The following is a 25,110-nucleotide window of genomic DNA, read 5'->3' as shown; positions in this document are numbered from 1 at the left end:
ACCCGTATTAATCCCTAATTTTGCTTAACTTTTATACCCTTTGAATGCAAACACCTCAAAAAATAGCCGTTGTAGGTTCTGGTTTAGTTGGAACTTTATTGGCAATTTACCTGAAAAAATTAGGGCACACAGTGCATGTCTACGACCGAAGTCCAGACATTAGAACGGTTGAGTTTTCTGGACGTTCTATTAATTTAGTGATGTCTAATCGTGGTTGGAAAACACTTCAGGATATTGGTCTTGAAGAAGAAATAAAAAAAATCGGTATTCAAGTTGACAAAAGAGGAATTCATCTTAAAGATGGGACTTTCACCACACAGTTTTACGGAAAAGAAGGGGAGTCCATCTTCTCGCTTTCCAGAGGAGTACTCAATAGAAGAATGATTGATTTAGCGGAAGAAGCAGGAGCTGAATTCTTTTTTAATAGAAAAATTTGGGACGTTTCTTTGGCGAATGCCTCTCTTTATGAAGGAGAAACTGAGCAAGGGGAATGGAAGGAATTAAAGTATGATATAGTTTTTGGAGCCGATGGTGCTTTTTCAAGAGTTCGTCATCGTATGCAGCGTCAATCTCAATTTGATTATTCGCAAGAGTTCATGAAAATTGGTTATAAGGAATTGCATATTCCAGCCAATGAAGACGGAACCCATAAAATCGATAAAAACTCACTGCACATTTGGCCTCGTGGTAATTTTATGTTGATGGGATTAGCCAATTTGGATGGAAGTTTTACTTGTACGTTGTTCATGCCTTTTGAAGGGGAAAATTCGTTTGAAAATTTAAAAGATGAAACGACTTTAGTTGATTTTTTTGCAGAATACTTCCCTGATACCAAAGACGTAATTCCAGATTTGGTCGAAGATTTTTTCAAAAACCCAACAAGCTATTTGGTAATGACCAAATGTTTTCCATGGACGCACAGCGATAAAGTGGCGTTAATTGGAGATTCTGCTCATGCCATAGTCCCTTTTTATGGTCATGGGATGAATGCTGGTTTTGAAGATATTACCACGCTAAATGAAATGATTTTGAAATATGGCGACGATTGGAAAACTATTTTTTCTGAATATCAGAAGTCGAGAAAGCCTAATGCTGATGCTATTGCCGAACTTTCGAGACGAAATTTTGAAGAAATGAGCTCCAAAACTGCCGATCCAAAATTTTTATTGCAAAAGAAAATAGAGAAATGGTTTTCGGATAAACATCCTGACAAATGGATGCCCTTGTACAGCCGCGTAACGTTTAGTTTGCAGCCTTATGCTGAAGCTTTGGCTATTGGTGATTTTCAAAATAAAATTATGGAGGAAATCATGCAGTTTCCTGATATTGCCCAAAAATGGGACAGCCCAGAAGTGGAAGAAAAAATTATTCAGTTATTGAATGTAAAATAAAAAAATCCCAAATCTAAACATGATGCTAGATTTGTGATTTTGTTTTATTCGATTTGAAAATAAATTTAGACCGATTTAAATGGTAGACACTATATTATTTCAATTTCATTCTTTTTCTTAAATGTCCTTCAAGGTCTCAAATGATTTAAGATTTTCCACCCAAACTTACATGCCCTTCAATGTCTTATATGGTTCAATAAAATTGGTTTTATTCGCGGTGGACTTTATTAAAATCAAAAGCGGGAGTGCAAATAGCAATGTACTCACAAGGCTCCTCAAATGGATTCGAATATTGAACGCGGGTGTTTTTTTGAATATGTATCGATTGCCCAGCTTCAAGAATTACGGTCTCTCCTTCGATTATAAATTGTTTTTTTCCTTTGATGATATACGTGTATTCATCAAACTCTGGGGTTTGAAAGGGTTCGCTCCATTGTGGTGGGGCAATCATGTGTGCAATAGAAACGTCTCTATTTTGAGTAGTTGGGATGCCGTGATGTTCTTCGATTAGTTTACCATCTGTTGTAGGGACGATAAAAGGGGATTTTTGTAAGGTGTATTTTTTCATTTTGTATAGTTTTTTTGCGTGAGGGATAGGAATAAGCTACCAAAGTAGCATGGATAGCCCGACCGCATTTACAGAAAGGGGCGAATAACGCTGTTGCTAGTTGCCCCTTTTTGTAAATGGGGTCACGCCCTAATTATTATAATTTACTTTTTAAAGATAAAATAAACGGCTAGCACTAGAAACAAAAAGCCAACAGCATGATTCCATCGAAAGGTTTCGTTTTTGAAAAAAAGCAATGAAAATAAAACGAAAATTATCAAAGTGATAACTTCTTGAATTACTTTTAACTGCATCAAACTAAACGGTCCTCCATTTTCTTGATACCCAATTTTATTGGCAGGTACTTGAAAGAAATATTCAAAAAGCGCGAGACCCCAACTGATGAATACAATGGTGATAAGTCCTGCGTTTTCAAACCATTAGAGTTCCTTAAACTTTAAATGCCCATACCAAGCCAAGGTCATAAATATATTCGACAAAATTAACAAACCGATTGTTAGTGCGCCTTTCATAGACTATTTTTTGAATAACTTGGACAATATTCCAAAGGCTCCTCGAATGAAGGTAGCACTTGTTACTACTTTCAAAACAGATTTTGTGACTACTTCTGTTGTGCTTGGTCCAGAAGATGTTTTTTCTTCTTTGGCCTCAGTTGCTGCTTGTGTGGCTTGTTCTTGAGCGGCATTTATTTTCTGAGTCAATAATTCATAAGCGCTTTCTCTGTCAATAAGTTCGCTGTATTTTTTAACTAATTTTGATTTAGAATTTATAGCTTGTATTTCGCTTTCGGTCAATACATCCATACGGCTTGTAGGAGCTCGCATCATAGTGGCTGCAAGTGGAGTAGGGATGCCTTTTTCGTTCAATGCCGTAACTAAGGCTTCTCCGATTCCTAAACTGGTTAATAGTTCTTCTGTATTGTAAAATTCGCTTGAAGGATAATTATCGGCGGTTTGTTTGATGGATTTACGGTCGTTGGCGGTAAAGGCTCTCAAGGCGTGTTGAATTTTTAAACCTAATTGAGCCAAAACGCCACTTGGAATATCCATTGGGTTTTGGGTAATAAAGTAGATTCCTATTCCTTTTGAGCGAATTAGTTTTACGATAGTTTCTATTTGGTCCAAAAGCGCTTTACTGGCTTCATTAAAAATTAAATGTGCCTCGTCTATGAATAAAACCAATTCGGGTTGTTCTGCATCTCCTTTTTCGGGCATCTGTTGGTAGATTTCCGCTAAAAGGCTTAGCATAAAAGTGGAGAATAATTTAGGTTTATCCTGTATGTCATTAAGCCGAATGATGTTGATATAGCCTTTTCCGTTTTCGTCAATTCGCATTAAATCATCAATCTCAAATGATTTTTCGCCAAAAAACAAATCAGCTCCTTGTTGCTCTAATTCGATGATTTTTCTAAGGATAGTACCAGTTGTAGCTGTTGAAATTTTCCCGTAAGCATTGGCAATCTCATCTTTCCCTTCTTCAGTAATGTAATTGATGACTTTTTTCATGTCTTTCAAATCCAGAAGGGGCATTTGGTGGTCATCGCAATATTTAAAAATTACCGAAATAACACCTGCTTGAGTGTCATTCAAATCTAATATTCTAGAAAATAGTACTGGACCAAATTCAGATATGGTAGCTCTTAGTCGAACACCACTTTGATCTGATAACGAAAGAAGCTCTACAGGATAACTAGTAGGTCTAAATGGGATGTTTATTTTTTGGTGACGTTCTGTTATGAAAGACTTTTCTTCCCCAGGCATTGCTATACCACTAAAGTCTCCTTTGATGTCCATCATCAAAACTGGAATTCCTTTAGACGATAATTGCTCAGAAAGTACCTGAATCGTCTTTGTTTTTCCTGTTCCGGTTGCTCCTGCAATTAGTCCATGTCGGTTCATTGTTTTGAGTGGTATAGTTATCCAAGTGTCTTCTATGGCTTCTTGATCTAAAAGTACACCACCAAGCACAATGTTTTGTCCTTTAGTGGCATAACCCTCCGAAATTATAGTTTTGAAGTTTGATTTCTGGTTCATTTTTAGGTGTTTTTGATAGGATGCAATTTAAGATTTTTTTTCTAACGCCCTCCTGGGATAATAGACTTAAACTGTGTTTTTGTCATACATTTGTAAGAATCTTGTTTTTTTAACTCATTTTTATACGTAACATATTCTCAGTATTTCGTTTTAATTTGTTTTTAATTTTATAGTATTCTTATTAAATTTTACGAAAACGTGTGAATAATTATGTTTTCTTATGTGTCTAATTGAGTTATGAAATGATGTTGTGGAATTTTAGCATTAAAAAAGTTTTTTTATTTAAACTAAACATATAAATTTGCGTTTCTACAAGTTTATAATAACTAAATAATTTATTTAAAATTTCTAAAATTAAAAAAAATGGCAAACGTTAAAGCACAAAAGAAAGAAAGCACTTCAAAAGGAGGAGGAATGGTTTCAGGTATCATCATCGCATCATGTATTTTTGTTGGATGGATGGTTTGGAACTTTGTAATGGGAGATGGTTCTAACTTTGAAGGAGGAGTAAATACAGGTCACCCACTACCAGGAAACTACTTAGCAATGGTTTACAAAGGTGGAGCTATTGTACCAGTATTGATGGGATTGTTGTTAATGACAATTGTTTTTTCTTTCGAAAGATTCATGGTAATTACCAAAGCTGCTGGAAAAGGAAACTTAGATACTTTCATGAAAAAAGTACAAACTGAAATTAAAGAAGGTAAAATTGATGAGGCTATCGCTGCTTGTGATAAACAACAAGGTTCAGTAGCTAATGCAATTAAATCAGCTTTAGTGAAATATCAAGACGTTAAAAAAGAAGGATTCAACAGTGAAGAGGCTTCTGAAACTATCCATAAAGAAATCGAAGAAGCTACTTCTTTAGAAATGCCAATGTTAGAGAAAAACATGACAATCATTTCAGCGCTAGTATCTTTAGGAACTCTTGCAGGTTTGTTAGGAACAGTAACAGGTATGATTAAAGCGTTCTCTGCATTATCTGCTGCAGGTTCTCCAGATTCATCTGCACTTGCAAATGGTATCTCTGAAGCACTTATTAATACTGCTACTGGTATCTCTACTTCTGTAGTTGCTATTATTTCTTACAACTTCTTTACTGCTAAGATTGATGATTTAACTTACTCTATTGATGAGGCAGGTACTACAATCGTTAATACTTACAGAAAATTTAGAGGTAGTTTAAAACAATAATTAGGATCAAATGGAGTTTATATTGTAAACTCCATTTGATAAAATAAATTCAAAAAAAATGGCAGAATTAAATACTAAAGGAGGGAAAAAAGCAGCACCAACTACCGATATGACCGCGATGTGTGATGTTGCGTTCCTTTTGCTAACGTTCTTTATTTTGACTGCTACCGCTAAAGCACCTGAAGTTTTACCTGTAGATACACCACAATCTACTGTGCAAACAAAAGTTCCAACTGATAATTTGGCAACAATCACTATTGGTAAAGGAAAAGTATTTTTTGACATTAAAGGTAAAGAAGTTCGTAAAAGAACACTTGAAATGATGGGTGAAAAATATGGTTTGGAGTATTCAGATGATGATACTTCTGAGTTTGCTTTGATGGAAAGTTTTGGTGTGCCAATTCAGAATCTAAAACAAATCTTAGATATGAAATCGGCTGATAGAGCAAAAGCAGGACAACCAGGTATCCCTAAAGATTCATTAGATAATCAATTAAAAGAATGGCTTTTAAATGCAAGACGTGCTAATATTGAAGTTAATGATAAAGAATTGGCAATAGCTATCAAAGGAGATGCTAAAGAGGATTACAAATCAATTAAACAAATTATGGATATTTTGCAAGATCAAAAAATCAATAATTTTAGTTTATTAACTGGTTTAAGAGCAGAATAATTTTAATTAAAAAGACACACTAGAATGGCTGAATTAAATACCGGTGGTGGAGGCAAAAAAGGTGGTGGAAAAGTAAGAAGTAAAAAACAAAACTCAAGGGTTGATTTAACAGCCATGGTAGATTTGGCCTTCTTATTGATTACCTTCTTCATGTTGACTACAACACTATCAAAACCTCAATCAATGAATTTGGGGTTGCCAGATAAAGATGAACCAAACAAGGAAGAAAAAGAAATCAAAGTTGATGAAAATCGTACAATGACTATCTTAATCGGAGAGAATGGTAAATTGGTTTATTATATGGGTATGCTAAACGCTCCTATTGCTGGCCTAAAGACATTGGTTATGGCAAAGAAGGAATTCGCGCAGAATTGATGAAAAGAAGAAAAACAGTTTTAGAGTATTCTGCTTCAATTGGAAAGCCTAAAAATGGAATCATTGTAATTATTAAACCAAGTAAAAAATCTATTTATCGTAACTTGGTGGATATATTGGATGAAATGGCTATTGTAGAAGTTCCTACATATGCTATTGTAAACGAGTTTACGCCTGAAGAAACAAAATTGTTAGCGGCAAAATAGTTAGCTATTTTGTTAATAACCTAATAATTAAGAAAAATGAAATTAGATATATTAAAAAATCAATGGCTTGATATCGTTTTTGAAGGGCGTAACAAACTATATGGTGCTTATGAATTAAGAAAATCTAATCGTAAAACATCTATAAGGGCTCTTATCATGGGAGCAATTGTATTTAGTTTAGCGGTAAGTGCTCCAATGATTGCCAGTTTGTTGCCAGATTCATCCGATGATGAAAGTCTTGATGTAAAGATTACGGCTGTTAAGTTACCTCCAAAGAAGAAAAAAGAAGAGGTAAAACCTAACGTTCCACCACCACCACCACCACCAAAAGTGGATCAAGTTAAATTTGTGAAGCCAGTTGTGGCGAAAGCTGACGAAGTGGTAGAGGAAATTGTTGAAGTGAAAGACATCAAAGAGAAAAAAATTGGTGCTGAAACTATCAAAGGTGACCCTGATGCAGTTTTAACTGTTGATGAGCCAGTTGGAACAGGTACTGCAGCAGTTGTGGAAGAGGATAATACAGTGTACAACACTGCAGGTATCGAACAAAAACCTGAGTTTCCAGGTGGTATGGAAAAATTCTACAAATTTGTAGGTAACAATTACCAAGCACCTGAAGAAGAAGGATTGAAAGGGAAGGTTTATGTAACATTCGTAGTGGAGAAAGATGGTTCTTTAACTGATATTAAAGTTTTACGTGATATTGGATACGGAACAGGAAAAGAAGCTATTAGAGTTTTGAATAAATGTCCTAAATGGATTCCAGGTGAACAAAATGGTAAAAAAGTTAGGGTTTTATACTCTTTACCAATTACTATTCAATCTGCAGAATAATGATTCAAAATTTAGTTGATACTATGAAGAAGAAATCGCCTAAAGAGCGATTTCTTCTCGTTATAGGGGTGTTGTTCTTTTCTCTGTATTTAGTGATGGGTTTGATTGTAATATTTTGGAAAGAATTCCCTTTTGAAATGGAATTTAAGTATAGAATAGCTTTAGGGGTGTTACTAATTGTATATTCATTTATTCGTTTTAATCGATTTTACAGTTCTAATAAGTAATTATCATGAAAAAAATTAGTTTGTTTTCTGTGGTCATTATTGTTTTCTTTTGGGTTGCTTGTAAAGACACAAAAAAAGAGGAGACAATATTAAAGGGGGAAGCTTCTATTACTGTTGATGAAACAGTTTTGCCAATGTTGAAAGATCAAGTTGATGTTTTTCAAAGTAAATATGACGCAAAGTTACATTTGGTTTCAAAATCCGAAGGTGAGGCCTTAAATGATTTGTTTAGTGCAAAGGCTTCAATTGCGATATTAACAAGAAATCTATCGGATAAGGAAAAAATTAACTTTTCTCAAAAAAAGATTATACCAAAAATCACTATTTTTGCGAAGGATGCTATTGCTTTAGTGAGTAATAAGTCAAGTAATGATACTTTGATTGCTCTTAGTGATATTGTTCGGTTTTTGAAAGGCGATACTCAATCTGGTATTAAGGGAATTGTTTTTGATAATCCTAATTCGAGTACGGTTACTTTTATGAAGAACATTGCCAAAGTAGATCAGCTTCCTGAAGTGGGTGTTTATTCTTTTGCTTCCAATGAAGAAGTAATTAAATTTGTTGCCGAAAATGAAGGGATGATTGGTGTTATAGGGATGAATTGGATTTCTCAGCCTTCTTTAAAGATGAAATCTTATTTAGCGAATACTAAAATACTAAGTGTTAAAGGGTTAAAAAGTGAAGTTTTTGTAAGTCCTAATCAAAATAATATTGCTGAAGGTTCATATCCATTGGTACGGGATTTGTATATAATAAATTGCCAAGGTTTTTCTGGCTTAGGGATGGGTTTCGCTTCCTTTATTGCTGGTGATATAGGGCAGCGTATTATACTCAAATCAGGATTAATGCCTGTGAGAGTTCCTGGAAGAAAATTTAATATTAGGAATGAAATTGATAATGATAAGATTAAGTAATAAAAAATAGTATAAAGATGAATAAATTTAAATTTTTTAGTATTGCTTTTTTTACTGCTAGTGCCTTAGTTAGTGCACAAGATATAGAGCAAGCAAAAAAAGCAATTGATGCAGAGCAATTTGAAAAGGCTAAAGTGATGTTGAAAAATGTTTTGCAGGCTAAACCTTCTAACGGAAGCGCTTCCTTTTTGTTAGGGAATGTGTATCTATATCAAAAAGAAACAGATTCAGCAAAGATCTTTTTTCAAAAAGGAATTGCTGGTAGCGATGGCGCAAAATTGAATTATATTGGTCTAGGTCAAATGGATCTTGATGCTAAAGATGTTACAGCTGCTCAAGCTAATTTTGATGTAGCTATCAAGGATGCTAAACGCAAAGACGCTACCGTTCCTACTTTTGTGGCGCGTGCCTATATGAACAGTAGTTCACCTGATGTAAAGAAGGCGATTGCTATTTTAGAAAAAGCTAAAATAGATAGTCCTCAAAATGCAGAGCTGTTTTTAGCTATTGGTGATGCGTACTATTTAGAAAACAAGCAAAATGAGTCGTATTCTGCTTATAGAAATGCTTTTCAAATTGACCCAACACTTTTGAGAGCTAAAATGCAATTGGGGGTGTTACTTAAAGGAGCTAAGTCTTTTGATTTAGCAATAAATTCATTCAATGAAGTAATTGCTATTAATCCTAGTTATGGTCCTGTATATCGTGAACTAGCTGAAACCTATTATAAATGGGGAAGAAATAAGCCTTCAAAATCTGCAGAATACATGAAAACTGCTTTAGGTCATTATGACAAGTATATGTCATTAACGGATTATTCTCTAGCCTCAAGAATGAGGAGAGCTGACTTTCTGATTCTAATAAAAGATTATACTGAGTTAGAAAAGGAAGCAAATCAAATGGTTAAATTGGACAATGTAAATCCTAGAATTTTTAGATATCTTGGGTATTCAGCCTTTGAAAATGGTAATGTTGATGATGCACTTAAATCTTTGGAAAAGTTTATGAGTAATCCAAGTAGTAAAATCATTGCTAGAGATTATATTTATCTTGCTGAGATTAAATTTAAGAAAGCAATGGCTGCTGATGGATTAAGTATTGATCAAGCTTTATTTTCAAATGGAATAGCAGATTTGAACAAAGCCTTAGAATTAGAACCATTGGCTACTGAAAATTTAAATGATATTGGTAAAAAGTTATTTACTAAGAAATTCTATAAAGAAGCGTCAATGGTGTTTCAGTTAGGAACAAAAAATACTGAAGATAAAAATTTTGTTGATGACAATATTTATTATGCTTTATCTGTTTTTTATGCCAATAGTAAAAAGGATATAAAAGCTGATGTGGTTGAGTTAAAAAGTGCTGAAGCTGCTTTAGATAAAGTGCTTGTAGCTGCTCCGTCATACCAAGATGCTTTTCTTTACAAAGCACGTATTAATCGCTTAGCTGAAGCTGAAGATGCTATAATTGCCAACTATGAAGCTTATATTGCTAAATTAACTGAAAAAGGGGAGTTAGCTAATGCAAGTCATAAGTCTAAAATTATTGAAAGTTACAATAACCTTGCAGCAAGTTATGCAAATAAAGATAAAGTGAAAGCTGTGGAATATTTTAATAAAACACTTTCGGTAGACCCAATGAATGAGTATGCTACTAAGTCTTTAGCTACATTGAAATAATTAGCTTTATATTACTATAATTAAGCGGTAAACTTTGGTTTGCCGCTTTTTTGTTTTTTAAGCATTTTTTATTTTAACTTATCTATAAGGCTTTTATGTAGTATCTTTGCACACCTAATTTATAAGAATGTTATCAAAAGAAAAGCAATTAGAAGTTAATAAAGGAAACCTGTTGCCTTTAATGGAGGAATTTTACACTATTCAAGGTGAAGGCTTTCATACGGGTACGGCAGCGTATTTTATCCGTATTGGTGGATGTGATGTAGGATGTCATTGGTGTGATGTCAAAGAAAGTTGGAATGCAGAATTGCATCCTCCGACTTTTGTTGATGCGATTGTGGCTAATGCTGTAAAATATGCAGACACTGTTGTTGTTACAGGCGGAGAACCTTTGATGTGGGATATGAATATTTTGACCTCTAAACTTAAGTCTTTTGATATGAAAGTTCATATCGAAACTTCCGGAGCGTATCCTCTTTCAGGTTTATGGGATTGGATTTGTTTGTCTCCTAAAAAAAACAAATTGCCTGATTCTTCTGTATATGAAGTTGCGAATGAGTTAAAAGTAATCATTCATAATAGGCATGATTTTATTTTTGCGGAAGAACAAGCTGCGAAGGTGAATGATAATGCTATTTTGTTTTTGCAACCTGAATGGAGTAAGAAAGAAGAAATGACTCCTTTAATTGTAGACTATGTCATGAATAATCCTAAATGGAGAGTGTCACTTCAAACGCATAAGTACTTAAATATTCCTTAGAACTATTTTAGTGAAACATATTTTTGTTTCTTTTGATGTAGTTAGATGAGCATTATTATGAATATTAAGCTATTACGTTTTAGTATTTTGTCATTCATTTTTTTTGTCCTTTTTTTTGCTGATTATGTAGTTTTTAACCCTTTTTTAGATATATTTATCTTTTATTAATTATCATTTTAATGTTATAAAAGTACTATATTATGAAGAGGTTTTTATTTGTTGCTATTTGCAGTTTCTTTTTTTCATTTTGCTATTCTCAAGACTTGACTATGGCTAATGATGAGATAGTAGAATATAATATTGTAGAATTAAGGCCGGAATTTCCTGAATATTCCGGTAATTTTATGGAATTCATAGCGAAAAATTTTTCGTTGCCAGATTATGATGGTCCTACGGGTAATTTGAAAGTTGGTTTTATTATCGAACCAACTGGAGTAGTTACTAATGTCAAAGTGTTAAAAAATTTGGATACCACTTCGTCTTCTGAAATAAAAAAGGTAATGTCGAAATGTCCAAAATGGAAGCCGGCAGAACATAATGGTAAGCCTGTGAGGGTATACTATGAATTTTCTTTAAAACTAAGTGGTAATAGTTAAACTTAGTTTTGTTATAACCACTTTTTACTTCTTTTTAATGTAGTAATGTGTGCCAAGTGATGTTTGCCATGCCAGGCGTAAAGGCTTATGATTTCTTGTATAGAGAAAGCTTTATTGTGTTCTGGGTGTATAAAAGTTTTTTGTAAATCTTCTTTGGTTAATCGCTTTAATAGATAAACTAATCTAAAATGTAATCCTTCTAGTAATTGTAATGTTGGTGCTATGGGCATAGTTTGATTGTCTACAATTTCGCCCCATAACGCTTCTTCGTAATATTTTATAGTTGGTTCGTTTTCTGTCAAAGCCCATTTTATTCTTATGTAGCAGTGCATGTGGCTGTCAGCACAATGATGAATGGTTTGGCGTACCGTCCAGCCGTTCGGTCGGTACGGGGTATCTAGTTGTTGTTCATTAAGGTCTTGGACTTCATTTTTTAGTTTTGAAACAAAATCTTCTATTGTTTCTATTTGTTCTTTTAGGTATGTTTCTGTATAAGCCTCAGGATTTTGGTGTTTTCCTATAGGGTATTTTAATTTTTCAAGTTCGTTGTCTTTCATTATGCTATAGTTAATTGTGCTAAATAATCGTAATGTTCACCTTCTTCAATTAGTTGACAATTGAATCCGTTGGCGTTGGCTATGTTTTGAAGTGTGTTGAAGTCTAAATATAGCCAGGGAAATTCATCTTCTGTTTCGTTTTTATAGCTTATTTTAAATCGTAATTCGCCATAGTAACCTTTACCAGGAATCCACTTGCCTCCGTCTTCATCTTCGTCAAACATATAGATAATGTCTGAGGAGTCGATCAAGATTTGCCCTTTTTTATTGAGCAGTTTTTTTAATTTATTTAAATACTTCGGCGCTTCATTTAATGTGCCAAAAATACCAGTGCCATTCATTAATAGAAGGATGGTGTCGTAGGTTTCTTTTTCTTCGCAATCTAAAAGGTTTTGTACTTCTGTTTGCTCTATTCCTCTCGCGTTGCAGGTTGCAATGGCTTTTTTTGAAATATCGATAGCTTTTACATCAAGTTTAAAATTATTTTGCAAGAGTAAGCTATGGCTTCCAGCTCCGGCTCCTATATCTAGGACTTTTCCGTAAGACATTGTAATTGCCTTTTGTTCAATTTTTGGCATATTTTCAAAATCTCTGAAGAGGTAGCTTACATCCATTTCGTCTTTTTCAGAAATGTTGGTTTCTGTAATTAAGTTTTCGGGCGCATTATTAAAATGGTAGTCATATATAGCTTGTCCAAAAAGGTCTTTCATTTTTATGGATTTTGATGATTTAAGTTTACTTTTGTGTTTTAACCAAAATTATAGCCTTTGAAGCCGGATTTAGTAGAATTAGAGAAACTAGCCAAAGATAAGCATAACGAAAACAAAAAGTATTTCGATAAGCTAAAAAAGAAGGTGCCTAAAAATTTGGATTACCAAATGCAGGATTTACACGATGCTGTTTTTAAAAAAATCGATTGCTTATCATGTGCTAATTGTTGTAAAACGACAGGGCCTTTGTTTACTGATGCTGATATAGAGCGTATCGCTAAATATTTAAGAATGAAGCCGCAACAGTTTATTGCGCAATACTTGCGTATAGATGAAGATAAAGATTATGTGTTGCAGCAAGTGCCTTGTTCTTTTTTGGATCATGATAATACTTGCTTTATTTATGAAGTCCGTCCAAAGGCTTGCCGTGAATTCCCGCATACTGACAGAAAAAAATTCCAACAAATTACTGATATTACATTAAAGAATATTCCAATTTGTCCTGCTGCCTATGCTGTAGTGGAGGAAATGAAAAAGAAAATGCCTTTATAGTAATATTAAAATAAAACAAACTTCCTTGAAGCTAGAATATTTTATCGCCAAACGATTAATCACCGCTAAAGATTATAAAAGTAGTATTTCGGCTCCGATTATAAACATTGCTATTGCAGCAATTGCTATTGGAATAATTATGATGATGGTTGCTGTGGCAACAGGTATTGGTTTGCAACAAAAGATTCGAGAAAAAATAGCCGCTTTCAATGGGCATATTGTTATCTCTAATTTTGACAGTAATCAGTCTGAGGCATCTTTGGTTCCAATTATAAAGCAACAACTTTTTTATCCAGACTTCAAATCCATTCCTCAAATTGAGCACATACAAGCAATAGCTACGAAATCGGGGATCATTAGAACTGAATCATCCTTCGAAGGAATTTTGTTTAAGGGTGTTGGTGCTGATTATCATTGGAAATATCTTAAGGAATATCTGGTTTCTGGTCGGTTGCCTAATGTTGCAGGTGTACTAGAGCAGGAAGTGTTGATTTCTTCCTATAGCGCTTCACGTTTACAATTGAAGTTAAATGATTCTTTTCATACCTATTTCATGAAAAAAGAAGGGTATAATGTGCGTAGTTTTAAGATTGTAGGCATTTTCAATTCTGGATTTCAAGAATTTGACGCTAACTTTATCATTGGTGATATTCGGCATGTACAGCGATTGAATAAATGGAATAGTAATCAAATTGGTGCTTTTGAAGTTTTTGCAGATGATTTTGATGCGATTCAGGAAATAGGTGATAAGGTGTATCAAGAAATACCCGCTACCTTAGATAGTAAAACAATAGTTGAAAAATATAGTTATATATTCGAGTGGCTAAAACTCTTTGATATAAACATAGTAGTGATTCTTGTCATTATGATTCTTGTGGCTACTATTAATATGGTCGTTGCTTTGTTGGTACTCATTTTAGAGCGCACGCAAATGATAGGAATACTAAAAGCTTTAGGGGCCGATAATTGGTCTATACGAAAAATATTTCTCTATAATGCTTTTTATCTAATCATTCGTGGTTTGCTATGGGGTAATATAATTGGGTTTTCAATTTTGTTGGCGCAGCATTATTTTGGAATAGTTAAGTTGAATCCTGAAAACTACTATGTAAATGAGGCGCCGGTGTATTTTAATGTAGGTTATATTATTTTACTTAACCTAATGACCGTAGTGGTGTGTTTCGTAGTGCTTCTGATTCCTTCTTATATCATTACTCGTATTTCTCCAGTTCGCGCAATTCGTTATGAATAATATTTGGGCGTTCTCCTTATATATAGAGAGATTTAGTTTTAAGCCAGAAGTTTGGTGGTACTATATATAAGGAGCCGGGCTATCCGCTACAAGTCCTCGACTAGTTTCGTTGTCACTACACTAGTCTGTGGGCTTTCCACTACTATCCCTAACGCGGATTTAGGGTTTTAGAGATGTTTTGCGAAAGGCAAGATGAGTCTATTTTTTAAGAAAACGATAGAAAAGGAGAGTTTTGATTATTAATAGTTCAAAAACGCTTATTTTAACGTCCATGTTTTTAGGATTTTAGAAAATAAATCAAAAAAAGTTTTAAAAAGGGCTTGTATAAACGAAAAAAGGGTCTACTTTTGCACCCGCAACAACGGCGACGTTCTTTTAAAAACTGGCAAGCGATTGAGATTAACGAAAAGAGATTTTCAAAAATAAAAATCAAAAAAAGCTTGTGAGAAATAAAAGAGTTATTTACCTTTGCACCCCGCAAAACACGGGAAGTTCCTTGAGAGATTGATAAGATAGAATGATTTAAACGAGATAAAAATCTCAAAAAAAAACTTCATTTTTTTCTTGCCAGTTAAAAAAAGAATTTCTACTTTTGCACCCGCTAATCGCAACAACGAAAAGCGCAGAAAACAAGAAGAATACGTTCCTAGACATATTGAATTGACAGCCGTCTTATTGAAAGATAAGACAAAGAAAAAAAGAGTAAGATAATCGAGAGATTAGAATAAACACCGATAGAATTGGATTCGCATAAAAATAGCTTAATTTATTAAGCGCACAATATACGATGAAGAGTTTGATCCTGGCTCAGGATGAACGCTAGCGGCAGGCTTAACACATGCAAGTCGAGGGTATAGTTCTTCGGAACTAGAGACCGGCGCACGGGTGCGTAACGCGTATGCAATCTACCTTTTGCAGAGGGATAGCCCAGAGAAATTTGGATTAATACCTCATAGTATGTGAGAATGGCATCATTTTCACATTAAAGTCACAACGGCAAAAGATGAGCATGCGTCCCATTAGCTAGTTGGTAAGGTAACGGCTTACCAAGGCAACGATGGGTAGGGGTCCTGAGAGGGAGATCCCCCACACTGGTACTGAGACACGGACCAGACTCCTACGGGAGGCAGCAGTGAGGAATATTGGACAATGGGCGCAAGCCTGATCCAGCCATGCCGCGTGCAGGATGACGGTCCTATGGATTGTAAACTGCTTTTGTACAGGAAGAAACACTCCCTCGTGAGGGAGCTTGACGGTACTGTAAGAATAAGGATCGGCTAACTCCGTGCCAGCAGCCGCGGTAATACGGAGGATCCAAGCGTTATCCGGAATCATTGGGTTTAAAGGGTCCGTAGGCGGTTTAGTAAGTCAGTGGTGAAAGCCCATCGCTCAACGGTGGAACGGCCATTGATACTGCTAGACTTGAATTATTAGGAAGTAACTAGAATATGTAGTGTAGCGGTGAAATGCTTAGAGATTACATGGAATACCAATTGCGAAGGCAGGTTACTACTAATGGATTGACGCTGATGGACGAAAGCGTGGGTAGCGAACAGGATTAGATACCCTGGTAGTCCACGCCGTAAACGATGGATACTAGCTGTTGGGCGCAAGTTCAGTGGCTAAGCGAAAGTGATAAGTATCCCACCTGGGGAGTACGTTCGCAAGAATGAAACTCAAAGGAATTGACGGGGGCCCGCACAAGCGGTGGAGCATGTGGTTTAATTCGATGATACGCGAGGAACCTTACCAAGGCTTAAATGTAGATTGACCGGTTTGGAAACAGACTTTTCGCAAGACAATTTACAAGGTGCTGCATGGTTGTCGTCAGCTCGTGCCGTGAGGTGTCAGGTTAAGTCCTATAACGAGCGCAACCCCTGTTGTTAGTTGCCAGCGAGTCATGTCGGGAACTCTAACGAGACTGCCAGTGCAAACTGTGAGGAAGGTGGGGATGACGTCAAATCATCACGGCCCTTACGCCTTGGGCTACACACGTGCTACAATGGCCGGTACAGAGAGCAGCCACTGGGTGACCAGGAGCGAATCTACAAAGCCGGTCACAGTTCGGATCGGAGTCTGCAACTCGACTCCGTGAAGCTGGAATCGCTAGTAATCGGATATCAGCCATGATCCGGTGAATACGTTCCCGGGCCTTGTACACACCGCCCGTCAAGCCATGGAAGCTGGGGGTGCCTGAAGTCGGTGACCGCAAGGAGCTGCCTAGGGTAAAACTGGTAACTAGGGCTAAGTCGTAACAAGGTAGCCGTACCGGAAGGTGCGGCTGGAACACCTCCTTTCTAGAGCCTTAGTGTTAGCGTAAAGCACGCTAAGGAAAAAGAAGAAGATTTTAAAGGTGCTATGACACCGATTATATTACTCTTGCTGTTAATTTAAAGAAATTGAATAAAGAATTAAGTAAAAAACAGAGTCTCGTAGCTCAGCTGGTTAGAGTACTACACTGATAATGTAGGGGTCGGCAGTTCGAGTCTGCCCGGGACTACTATTTACACTTAATTAGGAAATTCTAGAGGTTGAAATCCTTTTTTTTTGGAATTTGGAATTTAAAAATTTGGAATTTTACAAAAAATGGGGGATTAGCTCAGCTGGCTAGAGCGCCTGCCTTGCACGCAGGAGGTCAACGGTTCGACTCCGTTATTCTCCACAAGATAGTATCAAGATGATAGTATCAAGAATTAAGACAATAAGGTCTTAGTACTTAATACAGAATACTTAATACTTATTTAAAGTTCATTGACATATTGAGATAAGAAATAATAAAAAGTAGAAAGCAGTTTTCTCTGATTTATTAGAGAAAGCGAAAAAAAACGGTCATAATTAATTTTATGATTGGTACAATAAGCAAAATAAGGGCGTATGGGGGATGCCTAGGCTCTCAGAGGCGAAGAAAGGCGTGATAAGCTGCGAAAAGCTACGGGGATTGGCACACACGAATTGATCCGTAGATACCTGAATGGGGCAACCCACTATGTTGAAGACATAGTACACCGATAGGTGGGCAAACCCGCTGAACTGAAACATCTAAGTAGGCGGAGGAGAAGAAAACAAAAGTGATTCCGTAAGTAGTGGCGAGCGAACGCGGATTAGCCCAAACCAATGTTGTTACGGCAATGTTGGGGTTGTAGGACCACGAGATTTCTTGCATAAAGAATTAGAATCTACTGGAAAGTAGAGCCAAAGAAGGTGATAGCCCTGTATAAGTAATGAATGTAAAGGATAGTGGTATCCTGAGTAGGGCGGGGCACGTGAAACCCTGTCTGAATTTGGCGGGACCATCCGCTAAGGCTAAATACTCCTGAGAGACCGATAGTGAACCAGTACCGTGAGGGAAAGGTGAAAAGAACCGTGAATAACGGAGTGAAATAGATCCTGAAACCATACGCTTACAAGCGGTCGGAGCCCTTTCGTGGGGTGACGGCGTGCCTTTTGCATAATGAGCCTACGAGTTAACGTTGCTGGCAAGGATAAGTGGTTAAGCCACGGATCCGTAGCGAAAGCGAGTCTGAATAGGGCGCTTTAGTCAGTAGTGTTAGACGCGAAACCGTGTGATCTACCCATGGGCAGGATGAAGCGCTGGTAACACAGTGTGGAGGTCCGAACCGGTTGACGTTGAAAAGTCTTCGGATGACCTGTGGGTAGGGGTGAAAGGCCAATCAAACTCGGAAATAGCTCGTACTCCCCGAAATGCATTTAGGTGCAGCGTTATTTTAGTTATATAGAGGTAGAGCTACTGATTGGATGCGGGGGCTTCACCGCCTACCAATTCCTGACAAACTCCGAATGCTATATAATGATTGATAACAGTGAGGGCTTGGGTGCTAAGGTCCAAGTCCGAGAGGGAAAGAACCCAGACCATCAGCTAAGGTCCCCAAATATATGTTAAGTTGAAAGAACGAGGTTTGTCTGCCCAGACAGCTAGGATGTTGGCTTGGAAGCAGCCATTCATTTAAAGAGTGCGTAACAGCTCACTAGTCGAGCGGACGAGCATGGATAATAATCGGGCATAAACATATTACCGAAGCTATGGATTTACAAGCAATTGTAAGTGGTAGGGGAGCATTCTAACAGGGTTGAAGGTGTGTCGTAAGGCATGCTGGACTGGTTAGAAAAGAAAATGTAGGCATAAGTAACGATAATGCGGGCGAGAAACCCGCACACCGAAAGACTAAGGTTTCCACAGCTATGCTAATCAGCTGTGGGTTAGTCGGGACCTAAGGCGAACCCGAAAGGGACAGTCGATGGCCAACGGGTTAATATTCCCGTACTACTGATTACTGTGATGGGGTGACGGAGTGATGAAAGCGCCGCGAACTGACGGAATAGTTCGTTGAAGTACCTACCTATAAGCTGCGCAGGCAAATCCACGCGGCTTGGGGAAATACGATAGTACTCGGAGACTTCGGTCAAAGAGATAGTGCGCCTAAGGGCTTCCAAGAAAAACCTCTAAACTTCAGGTAATTAGTACCCGTACCGTAAACCGACACAGGTAGTCGAGGAGAGAATCCTAAGGTGCTCGAGAGATTCATGGCTAAGGAATTAGGCAAAATAGACCCGTAACTTCGGGAGAAGGGTCGCCCCGAGTAATCGGGGCCGCAGTGAAGAGGTCCAGGCGACTGTTTATCAAAAACACAGGGCTCTGCAAAATCGTAAGATGAAGTATAGGGCCTGACACCTGCCCGGTGCTGGAAGGTTAAGAGGAGATGTTATCTTCGGAGAAGCATTGAATTGAAGCCCCAGTAAACGGCGGCCGTAACTATAACGGTCCTAAGGTAGCGAAATTCCTTGTCGGGTAAGTTCCGACCTGCACGAATGGTGTAACGATCTGGACACTGTCTCAGCCATGAGCTCGGTGAAATTGTAGTAACGGTGAAGATGCCGTTTACCCGCAGTGGGACGAAAAGACCCTGTGCACCTTTACTATAGCTTAGTATTGACCTTGGATAAATGATGTGTAGGATAGGTTGGAGACTGTGAAGTGGCGTCGCTAGGCGTTGTGGAGTCATTGTTGAAATACAACCCTTTGTTTATCTGAGGCCTAACTCTCGATAGAGAGGACATTGCTTGGTGGGTAGTTTGACTGGGGTGGTCGCCTCCAAAAGAGTAACGGAGGCTTCTAAAGGTTCCCTCAGTACGCTTGGTAACCGTGCGAAGAGTGCAATGGCATAAGGGAGCTTGACTGAGAGACATACAGGTCGATCAGGTACGAAAGTAGAGCATAGTGATCCGGTGGTTCCGCATGGAAGGGCCATCGCTCAAAGGATAAAAGGTACGCCGGGGATAACAGGCTGATCTCCCCCAAGAGCTCATATCGACGGGGGGGTTTGGCACCTCGATGTCGGCTCGTCACATCCTGGGGCTGGAGAAGGTCCCAAGGGTTGGGCTGTTCGCCCATTAAAGTGGCACGCGAGCTGGGTTCAGAACGTCGTGAGACAGTTCGGTCTCTATCTACTGTGGGCGTTAGAAATTTGAGTGGATCTGATTCTAGTACGAGAGGACCGAATTGGACAAACCTCTAGTGTATCTGTTGTCCCGCCAGGGGCACCGCAGAGTAGCTACGTTTGGAAGGGATAAGCGCTGAAAGCATATAAGCGCGAAACCCACCACAAGATGAGATTTCTTTTAAGGGTCGTGGGAGATGACCACGTTGATAGGCTATAGATGTAAAGGCAGTAATGTCATAGTCGAGTAGTACTAATAACCCGTAAGCTTATGTACACCTTTTTCCCGAGAGCGAAAGCTCTCGGGAGAGAACTTTCTCCTTTCGACTTCGCTCAAGGCAAGTTGAAACTTTTTATATTCTTTATCTCAGTATGTTAAGATATTATGTAATGTTAATCAGTACAAACTGGTTACCCATTGCAAAACGACCTTAAGGTGGTTATTGCGGCGGGGCTCACCTCTTCCCATTCCGAACAGAGAAGTTAAGCCCGCCTGCGCAGATGGTACTGCAATTTGTGGGAGAGTATGTCGCCGCCTTTCTTTAGAAAACCCTTCATCAAAAGTGAAGGGTTTTTTTATAACTACTCCTAAAAGTAGGGTACCTTAGCTCAGATGGTAGAGCAATGGACTGAAAATCCATGTGTCCCTGGTTCGATCCCTGGAGGTACCACTAATTGCTCGGATGGTGAAATTGGTAGACACGCTGGACTTAAAATCCAGTGAACAGCAATGTTCGTGCGGGTTCAAGTCCCGCTCTGAGTACAAAAACAAAAAAAAACTCCATTAGAGAATATCTAATGGAGTTTTTTGGTTGTAACAATGCCTATAAATAGGCCCATTGTAGCTCCTTAACCCCGATAGCAGCGGTATCCTTGCTTGGGCGAATAAAGCCCAAGCAAGATTTAGAGGATAGCGGGAACCATGTGGGATGATAATGACTCTTGTGGGGGTTACAGATGATCACAAGTTTTTGTTGTAATTACTACCTTTTGTGATTTATTTTGTAACTTTCTATAAATATAACATTATGTCAGATAGCTCTTTAGTTACTTTTGAATCAATTTTAGATAATGATTTCTATAAATTCACGATGCAGCAGGCCGTTTTTCAATTGTTTCCTGAGTCTTGTGTTAGGTATCAATTTATAAATAGAGGTAAACATGTATTTCCAGAAGGTTTTGCGACGGTTCTGAAAAGTGCTATTCTAGAGATGAGTAGGTTACAGTTAAGTGATGATGAGAAAGCCTTTTTGATCAATGCGTGTCCTTACTTAAAACGTACTTATTTGGATTTTTTGCAAGGTTATCGGTATGACCCTTCTGAAATAACTGTAGAGCAAAAAGGAGGTGACTTACAAGTTTATATAGAGGGTATGTGGTACCGCACTATTTTGTGGGAAGTTCCTTTGATGGCTCTGATATGTGAACTGTATTATAAGTTGACGGGTGAGTCGAGACAAACGAATGAAGAAGTAGTTCATGTAGTACAAGATAAAATGAAGAAGTATTCTGAACTTGGAATCACTATTGCTGATTTTGGTTCTAGACGTCGTTATTCTTATGAAGTTCATCAAATAGTGGTACATACTTCGAATGTTTGTGGTTTGCCTAATTTCGTTGGGACTAGTAATGTTTATTTGTCATATTTGAATGGAACTAAACCTATCGGTACGCATGCTCATGAATGGTTTATGTTTCATGGTGCGGTTTTTGGGTATAAGTCTGCTAATATTTCTGCATTGCAAAACTGGACAACAGTGTATCAAGGTGATTTAGGAATTGCTCTAACGGATACATTTACTACAGATGTCTTTTTAAGGGATTTTGATAAGAAATACGCAAAGTTGTTTGATGGAGTTCGTCATGATAGTGGCGATCCGGTTGTTTTTGCGGCTAAGATTATTAATCATTATCGTGATCTAGGGATTAATCCACTGACTAAGACTATAATTTTTTCGGATGGACTTAATTATGAGAAAGTAGCAAAAATTACAGCCTATTGTAAAAATAAAATTGGGTTTTCATTCGGTGTTGGTACTAATTTATCGAACGATGTTGGTGTTAAACCGATGAATATTGTTATTAAACTTACTAAAGTGTTACAAGGTAATTGGGGGTGGATTGATGCTGTTAAATTGTCTGATGTTTCCATGAAGCATACGGGTACACTAGAAGCGGTCGATGTTGTCAAGCGTTCCTTAGTGATTGAGTAAGGTGCGATCAATTAATTAGTGTAGCAACTTAATTTATGCAGTTATTTTATTTTGATGACTTAGTGAAGTAGGGTACTTATAGGTAAGCAATCTGAAGACTTAATAAAAGAATAGAAACGCTACTGTGGTTACAGTAGCGTTTCTATTCTTTTAATCCTCTTTGTCCTCAGTAGATTCAAGTTCCTGGGTTTCTTTGCCAATTTTTATTTTTGGATTATCTTTATTACCCGTAACGGTTATTGGTATTCCAAATATTCCCAATGGAGGAAGTCCCAACCTCATTTTTAGATTTAGTCTACCATCCAAACTTGTGGTTCCTTCTATTCTTGGTCTAAAGCCAGCGAATTTGAATTTGAAACGTTCGATAGTCATAATGTTATTTTTAATCGAACTTTTAATGTCAACTTTAGAAAGCTCAGGATTCTTCATTTTATCGTGATTGGTTTGGCTTCCAACTACATTAAACATTTTCATTCCATAGAGTTTAATGTCTTTTACGGATAAAACTCCGTTCCCTACTAATGATGGGAATACTGGCTCCATATTTGAGTTTAAACGGCCTTTAAGTTTGTAGTCTAAAGAAACTATTCCTTGTGCTTTTTCTGCGGCACTTGCCATTTCTCGAAAAATTTTAACTTCTTTATAAGCTCTTTTAATATCAAAATCTGTGGCTTTAATTTGGTATTCAAATAGTGCTTTTTTAGCAGTTAAGCTTTCGTATAGTGCATTCATTCCTACTTGGCATCCAATAAGGTTGAAATTGGTGTTTTGAAGGTATAATTTACCATTTTTCATTTTCAAATTTCCATTGGCTTTAGTAAGATGTAATTCTTGAAAATCGACTTTTTGAACAATGGCTTTGAACTGTAAATCAAGATTTTTAGGTATAATTATGACTCCAGTACTAGTTGTTGACTTAGTAGGGTTCTCTTTAGTTGAGTTTGCAGCAGCTGTATTAGTTGTTTCTGAACTCATAAATTCATCCGCATTAATGAACTTTGATTGCAAAGTAAAAGCACCTTTAAGTGTCCCTTTTCTTGGGCTTAGAAAGTTAAACACATTTTTTAAGTAACCATTTAACTTAAAATCGGATTGACTGTAACTAGCTATAAATGTATCGAAAGACATTTTGTCTTGATTGAATTTGAAAATACCTTCTTTGATTAAAAGTTTTTTTGGAAGATATGATGATGCTATAGCAATGTTTCTAACTTCTAGTGTTCCTCTGTTATTCAATTTGTTATAGTTGCCTTTTTCGGCATCACTTTGTTTTCCTTTAAGTGCTAAATCAGTTTTAATATATCCTTCAATATCTAATCCTTTTTGAGAAAATACTTTATATATTTTGCTGATATTTAAAACTCCTTTTGCCTTTACATCATAGGTTAAATCTTTGAAATTTTCTAAGTTGGCTTCAACTGTAAAGGGTTCTTGTTCAAAAGTGAAACTAGCAGGTTGTAATTTTACTTTCAAATCATCTATTGACCCTTTTTGATTTTTTATAGTAGCATTACAATTGATGTTGGTTATTGGATTGGGATAATATTCTGTTTGAATAAAACCATTTTTAAGCTCCAAAGCAATATCAGCTATGGGAAAACTATTATTTTTCGCATTGAAAGTTCCATTCATTGTTCCTTTTCCAGTTAAAAGCCCTTTTACGGTTAGATTCGGAATTCCTAATGCATTATTTAGTTTTTCTAAATCAATGAAACTGAATAATTCTCCATTCAGTTCAATGTTTTCCACTCCTTTAGAGTGCCATTTTGCTTTTAAATATTCTTTCTCAATATTTAAAGAAATACCATTTACATCCAATACTAATTGGTTTGGGTCAAGAGATTGTAGTTTTGCGTTAAAATCTAAGTTTAAATTAGAAACAGGAAATTTACTTTTGTTGTAGTTTACAAAACCGTCTTTTATTTTTAAGTCTAAATGTAAGTCTGGTGCTATTTTTTGAGAAGCAATGTATTTTCCTTTTAGGGTTAAAAGGAGGTCGGTTTTTCCTTTAATTTCTGTTTTTTCTAGCCAAGTGATAAATTTAGGAGGAAAAGCATTAATCAAATCATAGAGTTCGCTATCATTTGATTTAATGTTAAAATCAATATTGTATCCGTCTTTTAGAAAATCAAATTTTCCTTTAAAATCAACTAAAAGCTTATTGATGTTTAGGTTATTTTGTTCGAAAACAAATGACAATGAATTTACATTAACCCTAGTAATTAAATCTCCAGCCACTTTTTTATTCATCAAATACGGTTCGTTTTCGTAGATGAAATTCATTTTAGAAATATCGACTTTAGAGTATAAATCAAATAGATTCGAACTTAAATCCCCTTTTCCAGTATAATTAAAATCAAATAAATCAATATGAATTGCCGTTGATTGGTCATCATAAACTACTTTGCTGTTGAGGATTTCAATTTTTTCAAGTTGTAAAGCGGTATTGCTTTCCTCTTCATCTTTTTTAGGTGTTTCTTCATTTCCTTTGTACACATTGTAATTGGCTTGACCATTTTTATCCACTTTTACATTGATGTTTCCTTCGGTTATAATAATTTGGTCAATGTCTACTGCTTTCCCAAAAAGTAAACTTGTTACATCGATGCCAAAAGCGATTTCTTTGGCAGATACAAATTTTTCTTTTTCAAAAGGGATGGAACCATTTAAATTGACATCGTTTAAAGTCAATGTCAATGATGGAAAATGTTTAAAAAACGATAGATTAGCGTCTCCGTAATTCAGTTCACCTTCAAGTTTGGTGTTGGCATATTTTTTTACTTCTTCTTTTATTGTATCAGAAAAAATAATGGGGGTAAGAAACATACACAACAATAAAGTGAAGATCCCAATCCCTGAAAATTTTAGTATTTTGATGATGAGTGTTTTTTTGTTCATTGTTGTTGTATTTATAGTTAAA

At 36.6% G+C, this 25,110-nt stretch carries 16 protein-coding genes, 4 tRNA genes, 3 rRNA genes and 2 pseudogenes; 19 read left to right on the top strand and 6 right to left on the bottom strand.

Annotated elements, in window-relative coordinates; translation table 11 throughout:
• Window positions 1-44 precede the first annotated feature (44 nt).
• Window positions 45-1,391, top strand: coding sequence for an NAD(P)/FAD-dependent oxidoreductase (locus BXU11_RS11680; protein ID WP_078212652.1), 1,347 nt, complete (start codon window positions 45-47; stop codon window positions 1,389-1,391).
• Between the two features lie 208 nt (window positions 1,392-1,599).
• Here BXU11_RS11680 and BXU11_RS11675 read toward each other — a convergent pair whose 3' ends face one another.
• From BXU11_RS11675 to BXU11_RS11665, 3 genes and pseudogenes are all read right to left on the bottom strand, one after another.
• Window positions 1,600-1,959, bottom strand: a complete 360-nt coding sequence (locus tag BXU11_RS11675) for a cupin domain-containing protein (RefSeq protein WP_078212651.1) — start codon at window positions 1,957-1,959, stop codon at window positions 1,600-1,602.
• Window positions 1,960-2,102: 143 nt separating this feature from the next.
• A pseudogene (locus BXU11_RS11670) lies at window positions 2,103-2,471 on the bottom strand (DMT family protein).
• Between the two features lie 3 nt (window positions 2,472-2,474).
• Window positions 2,475-3,992, bottom strand: coding sequence for a helicase HerA-like domain-containing protein (locus BXU11_RS11665; protein WP_078212650.1), 1,518 nt, complete (start codon window positions 3,990-3,992; stop codon window positions 2,475-2,477).
• 363 nt (window positions 3,993-4,355) lie between these two features.
• Here BXU11_RS11665 and BXU11_RS11660 point away from each other — a divergent pair, with 363 nt between their 5' ends.
• From BXU11_RS11660 to BXU11_RS11620, 8 genes and pseudogenes are all read left to right on the top strand, one after another.
• The gene (locus BXU11_RS11660) at window positions 4,356-5,186 is read left to right on the top strand and encodes a MotA/TolQ/ExbB proton channel family protein (RefSeq protein WP_024981979.1); all 831 of its coding nucleotides are present in this window, start codon (window positions 4,356-4,358) and stop codon (window positions 5,184-5,186) included.
• 58 nt (window positions 5,187-5,244) lie between these two features.
• On the top strand, window positions 5,245-5,859 hold the full coding sequence (locus BXU11_RS11655) for a biopolymer transporter ExbD (protein WP_035717748.1): 615 nt from the start codon (window positions 5,245-5,247) through the stop codon (window positions 5,857-5,859).
• Between the two features lie 24 nt (window positions 5,860-5,883).
• Window positions 5,884-6,440, top strand: a pseudogene (locus BXU11_RS11650) (ExbD/TolR family protein).
• Window positions 6,441-6,476: 36 nt separating this feature from the next.
• A complete protein-coding gene (locus tag BXU11_RS11645) occupies window positions 6,477-7,274 on the top strand; it encodes an energy transducer TonB (RefSeq protein WP_024981981.1) in 798 nt (265 codons plus the stop codon).
• 232 nt (window positions 7,275-7,506) lie between these two features.
• Window positions 7,507-8,415: a PstS family phosphate ABC transporter substrate-binding protein gene (locus tag BXU11_RS11635; protein ID WP_024981983.1), complete on the top strand. Its 909-nt coding sequence runs from the start codon at window positions 7,507-7,509 to the stop codon at window positions 8,413-8,415.
• A 17-nt stretch (window positions 8,416-8,432) separates the two neighbouring features.
• Window positions 8,433-10,094, top strand: coding sequence for a tetratricopeptide repeat protein (locus tag BXU11_RS11630; RefSeq protein WP_024981984.1), 1,662 nt, complete (start codon window positions 8,433-8,435; stop codon window positions 10,092-10,094).
• Window positions 10,095-10,221: 127 nt separating this feature from the next.
• Entirely contained in the window at window positions 10,222-10,854 is a 633-nt protein-coding gene (locus BXU11_RS11625) for a 7-carboxy-7-deazaguanine synthase QueE (protein WP_078212649.1), read from the top strand.
• Between the two features lie 200 nt (window positions 10,855-11,054).
• On the top strand, window positions 11,055-11,450 hold the full coding sequence (locus tag BXU11_RS11620; RefSeq protein WP_078212648.1) for an energy transducer TonB: 396 nt from the start codon (window positions 11,055-11,057) through the stop codon (window positions 11,448-11,450).
• Window positions 11,451-11,461: 11 nt separating this feature from the next.
• On the opposite strand, the gene BXU11_RS11615 is transcribed toward BXU11_RS11620, so the two are convergent.
• Window positions 11,462-12,007, bottom strand: a complete 546-nt coding sequence (locus BXU11_RS11615) for a YfiT family bacillithiol transferase (RefSeq protein ID WP_078212647.1) — start codon at window positions 12,005-12,007, stop codon at window positions 11,462-11,464.
• Entirely contained in the window at window positions 12,007-12,717 is a 711-nt protein-coding gene (locus tag BXU11_RS11610; RefSeq protein WP_078212646.1) for a bifunctional 2-polyprenyl-6-hydroxyphenol methylase/3-demethylubiquinol 3-O-methyltransferase UbiG, read from the bottom strand. The genes BXU11_RS11615 and BXU11_RS11610 overlap by 1 nt, the downstream gene beginning before the upstream one ends.
• Before the next feature lie 57 nt (window positions 12,718-12,774).
• On the opposite strand from BXU11_RS11610, the gene BXU11_RS11605 reads away from it, so the two are divergent.
• The 10 genes from BXU11_RS11605 to pncB all read left to right on the top strand — a co-directional run bounded on the left by BXU11_RS11605 (window position 12,775) and on the right by pncB (window position 22,190).
• Window positions 12,775-13,269, top strand: a complete 495-nt coding sequence (locus tag BXU11_RS11605) for a YkgJ family cysteine cluster protein (RefSeq protein ID WP_024981989.1) — start codon at window positions 12,775-12,777, stop codon at window positions 13,267-13,269.
• A gap of 25 nt (window positions 13,270-13,294) precedes the next feature.
• Window positions 13,295-14,521, top strand: a complete 1,227-nt coding sequence (locus BXU11_RS11600; RefSeq protein WP_078212645.1) for an ABC transporter permease — start codon at window positions 13,295-13,297, stop codon at window positions 14,519-14,521.
• Window positions 14,522-15,305: 784 nt separating this feature from the next.
• Window positions 15,306-16,818 (top strand): 16S ribosomal RNA (locus BXU11_RS11595).
• A 129-nt stretch (window positions 16,819-16,947) separates the two neighbouring features.
• Window positions 16,948-17,021, top strand: a tRNA-Ile gene (locus BXU11_RS11590).
• An 88-nt stretch (window positions 17,022-17,109) separates the two neighbouring features.
• Window positions 17,110-17,183: transfer RNA gene (locus BXU11_RS11585), tRNA-Ala, on the top strand.
• Window positions 17,184-17,374: 191 nt separating this feature from the next.
• Window positions 17,375-20,254: ribosomal RNA gene (locus tag BXU11_RS11580) — 23S ribosomal RNA — on the top strand.
• A gap of 155 nt (window positions 20,255-20,409) precedes the next feature.
• Window positions 20,410-20,518 (top strand): 5S ribosomal RNA (rrf, locus tag BXU11_RS11575).
• The 16S, 23S and 5S rRNA genes sit together here with 4 tRNA genes alongside, the layout of an rRNA operon.
• Window positions 20,519-20,575: 57 nt before the next feature.
• Window positions 20,576-20,648 (top strand) — tRNA-Phe (locus tag BXU11_RS11570).
• Between the two features lie 6 nt (window positions 20,649-20,654).
• Window positions 20,655-20,740, top strand: a tRNA-Leu gene (locus BXU11_RS11565).
• A gap of 265 nt (window positions 20,741-21,005) precedes the next feature.
• Window positions 21,006-22,190, top strand: a complete 1,185-nt coding sequence (gene pncB, locus BXU11_RS11560; RefSeq protein WP_078212644.1) for a nicotinate phosphoribosyltransferase — start codon at window positions 21,006-21,008, stop codon at window positions 22,188-22,190.
• 150 nt (window positions 22,191-22,340) lie between these two features.
• Here pncB and BXU11_RS11555 read toward each other — a convergent pair whose 3' ends face one another.
• Entirely contained in the window at window positions 22,341-25,088 is a 2,748-nt protein-coding gene (locus BXU11_RS11555) for an AsmA-like C-terminal region-containing protein (protein ID WP_078212643.1), read from the bottom strand.
• Window positions 25,089-25,110: the final 22 nt, after the last annotated feature.

It is taken from the genome of Flavobacterium sp. LM5 (assembly GCF_002017945.1).
Lineage (GTDB): Bacteria > Bacteroidota > Bacteroidia > Flavobacteriales > Flavobacteriaceae > Flavobacterium > Flavobacterium succinicans.
The sequence above is the reverse complement of the archived record's forward strand: the minus strand, read 5'-3'. Positions and strand labels throughout refer to the sequence as shown.